Genomic DNA, 6,983 nt, shown 5'->3' on the forward strand with positions numbered 1-6,983 from the left:
CCAAAAGGTTAGGTTGAAATCGGAAAGTTCAATATGTGGTTTTGAAGGTATGTATTGTGAATTGTTTGGAATAAAATCCAAGATAATTCATATAATATCTTAAAAGGTACTTGATGAATTCAGGGTTTTGAAGTATAATAAGGATTCAGAGAGCACCAAAATATTCCTCGATAGCTCAGTCGGTAGAGCACGCGGCTGTTAACCGCGCTGTCGTAGGTTCAAGTCCTACTCGGGGAGTTTTTATACTATTTTAATAAGTCAAGGCCCCATGGTCAAGCGGTTAAGACATCGCCCTTTCACGGCGGTAACAGGGGTCCGAATCCCCTTGGGGTCATTCAAAAAATTCATACGGCGACGTAGCCAAGCGGTAAGGCACGGGTCTGCAACACCCTTATCACCGGTTCGATTCCGGTCGTCGCCTCTTATAAAAGCTTCAGAGATTTTCTCTGGGGCTTTTTGTTATGTCATCTAGGAGAAGAAGCCGAGTTCAAATTTTAGGTCTTCTTCTCTTTTTAGTATAAAACTTCTGTGAAAAATATACATATTATATAGGGAAAAGGGTAAAAGTTTGTTGAAAAAGAGGAAAAAGTGGAATTTTGTTCCGTTGAAGAGTCCGCAAGTTTTTTTAATGATAAAGATAGAAAAACGAAAGGGGTTACGTCTTATGAGTCAGAAAAAAATTTGCAGAAGAGCAAACTTAATTGGTTATATTCTGATTGCTCCCTGGCTGACAGGAATCCTCTGTTTCCAGCTATGGCCTATTATCCACAGCTTTTTGATGTCTTTTACGGACTATAATCTGATGAATCAACCGTCTTTTATTGGAAGAGCAAATTACAGTAAGATGTTTCAGGATGATATATTTTATCAGGCCGTGAAGGTGACATTTAAATATGTGTTTATCGCTGTTCCGGCCAAGATTGTTTTTGCACTTTGCATAGCTCTGATCTTGAACATGAAGATCAGAGGAATAGGCATCTATCGTACAGTTTATTATATACCTTCCATTTTGGGTTCCAGTATTGCGGTAGCCATTCTGTGGAAAGCCCTGTTTGTAAAGGATGGTGTTATTAATTCATTATTAGCTCAGATTGGTATTCAGGGTGCATCCTGGCTGGGAAACCCGAAGTATACGCTGTTTACAATTTCATTGTTAACAGTGTGGCAGTTTGGATCATCTATGGTTGTATTTTTAGCAGGCTTAAAACAGATACCGAGTTCTCTCTATGAGGCAGCCAGCGTGGATGGAGCCGGCCGTATGGACAAATTTATCCATATTACAATTCCGGGCATTATGCCTATGATGTCTTTCAATATTTTAATGCAGACTATTAATGCTTTTCAGATGTTCGCAGCACCGTATACGATATTTAATGGAAAGGGAGGACCATTAAATTCTTCTATGCTGTATGTGATCTACCTTTATCAGCATGCATTTAAGTATTTTAATGTGGGATATTCTTCTGCATTATCCTGGGCGCTGCTGATCATGATTGCCGGAACAGCACTGGCTTTGCATTTTCTGGAAAAACGATTCCTGAATTTTGATGATTAAAGGAGGAGAATGAATGAAAAGCGGAAAAGTGATTAGACAAGTAATTGTATATGTACTGATCAGTCTTTTAGGGCTTATTATGCTTTATCCTTTAATTTGGATGATGTTTGCGGCTGTTAAGCCTTCTTCTGAGGTACTTACAAGCCCGCGTCTTTTTCCAAGTAAGATCCGGCTAGATAACTTTGCAGCAGGCTGGCGGATGGTGCGACCTTATACGTTTGGAAAATTTTTTATCAACACGTTTGTTTTAGTAATTGGCTGTGTCATTTGCAGTCTGGTTATCAGTTTATTTGTGGGCTATGCCTTTGCCAGGGTAGATTTTCGGTTTAAGTCCCTCTGGTATAGTATTTTGTTTTTGACTATTATGCTTCCTGCCACAGCGACTTTAGTGTCGCGGTATGTGGTATTTAGCAAGTTGGGGTGGCTGAATACATATCTTCCATTTATTATACCGGCAGCTTTAGGCGTAGGACACGGAGGTGGCTTTTTTATCTATTTGGTAGCACAGTTTATTAAGGGTATTCCTAAAGAGCTTGATGAGGCGGCTAAGATTGATGGTTGTTCTACTCTGAGCATTATCCTGCGGATTATCTTTCCGCTCTGCAAACCATCCCTTTTTTCCGTGGCTATCTTTGCCTTTATGTGGAATTGGGATGATTTTCAGAATCAGTTGATATATCTCACTAAGGTAGATCATTATACAGTTGCTCTGGCTATGAGAACCACCATAGATGCTACAGGTGCTGATAACTGGGGAGCCGTTATGGCCATGGCCTTATGCTCAGTACTGCCAGCTATCGTAATGTTTTTCTGCCTGCAGAAGTATTTTGTAGATGGGGTCAGCACCTCAGGGTTGAAAGGCTGATGATCAAAATAACACATAGAAGAAAGGGGTCTATTATGCTAAAGACGGAAAAAAAGATCAGGGCAGAGCTCAAACGTCTGGAAAAGATGCTCTACTACAAAAGAAGGCCATTAGATGGCTGGACTATGAAACAGGGGTATTATAAGAAGCCAGAAGTTTATAACATGACTCTGGATCAATGGACAGAGCTTCCTATGGGAGAGCACATAGGGAAGAAGGATATGACAGTATTTCTGAAGAACCAGGTGGTTTTGGACAGAGAATACAGAGGTAAGAAAACAGTTCTTCTTCTGAAAGTAGGAGGAGAAGGATGCCTTTCTATTAATGGACAGCATTATAATGGCCTTGATTACAATCGAAATATGATCCTATTAGCAGAGTCTGCTAAAGGAGATGAGACCTATAATATTGAGATTGAAACCTATTGCAAGGATTTGATTTTGGATAGCGCTAATATCTTTAAAACAGATGTCGTGATCACCCAGTCAGAAATTGCGGCAATCCATCAGTCAGCATGGGATTTCTATTTTGAGGTAAAAACAGGTTTTGAGTTTACAGAGGGTGGTGCAGAGGAGTATACAAAGCAGCGGGTTTATAAGCTTATCTATGACGCGTTGCTGAAACTGGATTATAGGAATGAAGAAACATTTGAAGCAAGTGTAGTTTCTGCTAAGGAATACTATTTACAGGAAATAAATAAATATAGTGATCTAAAGCTGCCAGTGAAAATGTATTTTGCCGGTCATTCTCACATTGATGTGGCATGGCATTGGCCCTTAAAGGAAACAGTACGAAAGGTAAGCCGTACTTTTTCAAGTATGCTTCGTTTGATGGAGCAGTACGAAGACTTCAAATTCTGCCAAAGCATGCCTGTGCTTTATGAGATGGCGAAGGAATATTACCCGGAGCTTTATGCTCAGGTGAAAGAGCGGGTAAAGGAAGGTAGATGGGAAACTCTGGGAAGTATGTACCTGGAGCCAGACTGTAACCTGATCAGCGGCGAGTCCTTTGTCCGTCAGATCTTATACGGAAAAAAGTTCTATCAGGAGGAGCTGGACTCTGACTCTAATATCTGCTTCCTGCCTGATGTATTCGGATATTCCTCCGCAATGCCTCAAATTTTGAAAAAGGCTGGTACCGATTATTTCTTTACCACAAAGCTGACCTGGAACGAGACAAACGAATTCCCATACAGTGTATTCCGATGGAGAGGATTGGATGGGACAGAGATCCTTTCTGGTATGATGTCTATGTGCACAGAGCGGGGGCTTGGATTGTACAATGGAGATTTGACTCCGAAGGGCGTCAGAATGTCCATGGACTATTTTAAGAATAAGGAAAATGGAGATCCAATCTTGTATTTATATGGACATGGAGATGGCGGCGGCGGTGTAACAAAAGAAATGCTGGAATCTGTAACCAGACTGGATAAGGTTCCTATGATGCCGAAAATCGAAATTGGAACTGTAAAACAGTATTTTGAGGAATTGGATAAGGAGAAGGAGTATCCTGTATGGTCCGGTGAGTTGTATTTTGAAAAACATAGGGGAACATATACTACAGCAGCCAAGAATAAGAGGAATAATCGGAAAAGTGAGTTCCTTTACCGCAATGCAGAAATAATGTCTGTATTCCAGTATCTGAAAAATGGACAGTTTGTAGGGGCTGATCTGGAAAAGGGCTGGAAATTAATTCTGTTAAACCAGTTCCATGATATTCTCCCTGGCACATGTATTGGGGAAGTATACGAGATGTGTGACCGCCAGTATGAAGAGATCAGACAGATTGGTGAAAACAGTATCTCACAAAATATAGAAAAGATGGTCTTTGGTGAAGGGGCAGTAACGGTTTACAATACGCTTTCCTGGAGCAGAGACCAGGTCGTATCAGTTGCGGGAAAGGGCTATAAGGCTGTAAAAGACAGTGATGGAGTTTATCCAAAGCAGGTGAGACTGGAGGATGGCACTATCCGTTTCCTAGCTGAACAGGTACCTTCACTGGGATATAAGGTATACTACTTTACGGAGGAGGAGCCGCAGTCTGAGCCGGGAGAACGTGCTGTTCAGAAAGAAAAGAACATTTATGTATCAAATAAATGGATGGACCTGGTAATCAATGAGGAGGGTGAGCTGGAGTCAATCTTTGATAAGAGCGCCAGACGCCAGGTACTCAAAGCAGGAGAAACAGGAAACAAGCTGAAGCTGTTGGAGGATATTCCCGTAGAATGGGGAGCAGCATGGGAGACGACTACAAAGAAAAATGATAAAGATCCAATTCCCTGCACAAGCACCGTATGCAGAGTAAAGGAAGATAATAGTATTCGCACGGTAATTGGAATCAGCAAGGAGATCCATACTTCCAAAATAGAGCAGGAGATGATCATTTATCACCACACGCCTATGATCGAATTTAAGACTATGATAGATTGGGATGAGTGTCAAAAAATGCTTCGCGTAGAATTTCCGGCGGATATCAACAGCTTGACAGCCAGATATGATGTGGCATTCGGAAATGCAGAGCATCCAAATCATGCTACTACCAGCTATGACCAGGCCAGGTTTGAAGTCTGTGGCCATAAGTGGGGCGATGTATCAGATGCCTCTTATGGAGTTTCCCTGTTAAATGACTGTAAATATGGATATACGATCCAGAACTCACGTATGGAGCTGAGTCTGCTGCGGAGCGCCGATTTTCCATCAGATACCTGTGATAAAGGTGTTCATACATTCTCTTATTGGATCTATCCGCATGTGGGAAATATACAGGAAGCCGGAGTGGCTCAAAAAGGATATGAAGTCAACGTACCTCTTATTGTAACAGAGGGACAGGCTGAGGCAGCAACAGGTTCCTATATCCAGTTGGATAACAGTAATGCAGTGATCGATACGGTAAAGCGCTCAGAGGATGGCCGGGATATTATTGTGCGTCTGTTTGAGACCTACAATACGGTAAGTGATGCTGTATTGAAATTCAACTTCCCAGTGACCTCCTGCCAGGAGACAGATCTTCTGGAGCGTCATGTGGAGGATATTCCGGTAGAAGAGGGAAGCATTAGAGTAAAACTTCATCCGTATGAGATAAAAACATACCGGATATGTTGTAAATAATAAGAATGGAGGTAGAAAGAATGAGGAAAAGTTTAAAGGTCAAAGCGTTTTTGGCTGCAGCAGGGGTAGCTTTTCTTATGACGGCTTGCAGCGGCGGAGGAAAGACAGAAGCGCCTAAAGCAGATGCCGCTTCCACAGCAGGAGGAGCGGCACAGGAAAAGGGAGATGGGGAGCAGATCGAACTGCGCATTTCCTGGTGGGGAAGCGATGCCCGTCATGAAGCAACTTTGAAGGCGCTGGACCTGTTTATGGAGAAATATCCTAACATCAAGGTATCTGCAGAATATCAGGGATTTGATGGTTACCATGATAAGCTGATGACCCAAATTTCCTCTGGAACGGAACCGGATGTATATCAGTTGGATAATAATGTGTATTTTGCAGGATTAGCTGCAAATGAAAAGTTAGGAGATTTAGGCCCCTATATTGGAAACCAGCTGAAGCTGGATGATTATCCGGAAAGTGCTTTGACATGGGCTCAGTATGGCGGAAAGCAGTATGGAGTACCCAGCGGATTAAATGGTCCGGTATTTATTTGGAATAAACAGGTATTTGATGAGGCAGGCGTAGAATATCCCACCAATGACTGGTCATGGGATGATTTCGAGAAAGCTTGCCAGGAAATCTATGATAAGACAGGAAAGTATGGAATGAGAGAACCTACCTATTTCCTGACTATGACTATGGTGCGTCAGCTGGGATCGTGGTTCGCTTCTGAGGATGGCAAACTGTTAGATTTCTCTGAGGCTTTGGGCCAGGTTTATGAGCGCTACAACAGATGGAGAGAGACAGGTATTCTTCCTCCACTGGATCTGACGGTAGGACAGGAATCACAGCAGGATAATCTTTTCCTAAGCTGTGACGCGGCTTGTGAGGTAAACCACATTGCAATGCTTCCTATGAATCATGCGGCGATGGCAGAAGAGACGGAGTTGGGGATCAGCCTTGTACCCGGAACAAAGCAGAACGGCGGAGCTTACATGTTAGCTTCCATGCCATGGACATTAGGAAAGAGCTCCCAGCATCCTGAGGAGGCAGCTACGCTGATCGACTTCCTGATCAATGATCCTGAGGCAGCCCAGGTCCTTATGACTGTGCGGGGCGTACCTGCACCTGAGTCTGTAAGAGAACTGATTGCTCCAATGCAGGAGGGAGATGCCCTTCTGGTAGTAGAAGGAGTCAATTTACTGATCGACAATACCCAAAGGATCGATTATGAGTGGTTGGTTCCCGGCAGTGCTGTGATTGAAGACACTCTTGTAGATGAGCAGTATGCGACAGGTTATGGACAGAAAACTCCGGCAGAGGCAGGCGCAAGTGCTTACAAGACAATATCGGAATCTGTAGATAACGCCAACTAATAAATATGGAAATAATATTGCCACAATAGAAGCCTATTGTGGTCAGACTGTAGACAAAGTCCCGAGCGAGAGCTCGGACTTTTCTACATTTATCG

At 42.8% G+C, this 6,983-nt stretch carries 4 protein-coding genes and 3 tRNA genes; all 7 read left to right on the top strand.

Going from position 1 to position 6,983, the window contains the following annotated elements:
• Nucleotides 1-164: 164 nt before the first annotated feature.
• Nucleotides 165-237: transfer RNA gene (locus tag LIZ87_RS21655), tRNA-Asn, on the top strand.
• A gap of 25 nt (nucleotides 238-262) precedes the next feature.
• Nucleotides 263-334 (top strand) — tRNA-Glu (locus LIZ87_RS21660).
• A gap of 16 nt (nucleotides 335-350) precedes the next feature.
• Nucleotides 351-421: transfer RNA gene (locus LIZ87_RS21665), tRNA-Cys, on the top strand.
• Between the two features lie 243 nt (nucleotides 422-664).
• Nucleotides 665-1,555 carry a carbohydrate ABC transporter permease gene (locus LIZ87_RS21670; RefSeq protein WP_178315835.1) on the top strand — a complete coding sequence of 297 codons (891 nt, stop codon included), beginning with the start codon at nucleotides 665-667 and terminating at the stop codon, nucleotides 1,553-1,555.
• 13 nt (nucleotides 1,556-1,568) lie between these two features.
• Nucleotides 1,569-2,420 carry a carbohydrate ABC transporter permease gene (locus tag LIZ87_RS21675; protein WP_178315836.1) on the top strand — a complete coding sequence of 284 codons (852 nt, stop codon included), beginning with the start codon at nucleotides 1,569-1,571 and terminating at the stop codon, nucleotides 2,418-2,420.
• 35 nt (nucleotides 2,421-2,455) lie between these two features.
• Nucleotides 2,456-5,527: an alpha-mannosidase gene (locus tag LIZ87_RS21680; RefSeq protein WP_227149186.1), complete on the top strand. Its 3,072-nt coding sequence runs from the start codon at nucleotides 2,456-2,458 to the stop codon at nucleotides 5,525-5,527.
• A 20-nt stretch (nucleotides 5,528-5,547) separates the two neighbouring features.
• Nucleotides 5,548-6,888 carry an ABC transporter substrate-binding protein gene (locus LIZ87_RS21685; protein WP_178315838.1) on the top strand — a complete coding sequence of 447 codons (1,341 nt, stop codon included), beginning with the start codon at nucleotides 5,548-5,550 and terminating at the stop codon, nucleotides 6,886-6,888.
• Nucleotides 6,889-6,983: the final 95 nt, after the last annotated feature.

Source organism: Lacrimispora sp. 210928-DFI.3.58 (assembly GCF_020554865.1).
GTDB lineage: Bacteria > Bacillota > Clostridia > Lachnospirales > Lachnospiraceae > Enterocloster.

What these genes read in the sequence shown, in the direction of transcription:
- LIZ87_RS21675 (WP_178315836.1), top strand. Translation starts at nt 1,569, where the DNA reads ATGAAAAGCGGAAAAGTGATTAGACAAGTAATTGTATATGTACTGATC.
- LIZ87_RS21670 (WP_178315835.1), top strand. Translation starts at nt 665, where the DNA reads ATGAGTCAGAAAAAAATTTGCAGAAGAGCAAACTTAATTGGTTATATT.
- LIZ87_RS21685 (WP_178315838.1), top strand. Translation starts at nt 5,548, where the DNA reads ATGAGGAAAAGTTTAAAGGTCAAAGCGTTTTTGGCTGCAGCAGGGGTA.
- LIZ87_RS21680 (WP_227149186.1), top strand. Translation starts at nt 2,456, where the DNA reads ATGCTAAAGACGGAAAAAAAGATCAGGGCAGAGCTCAAACGTCTGGAA.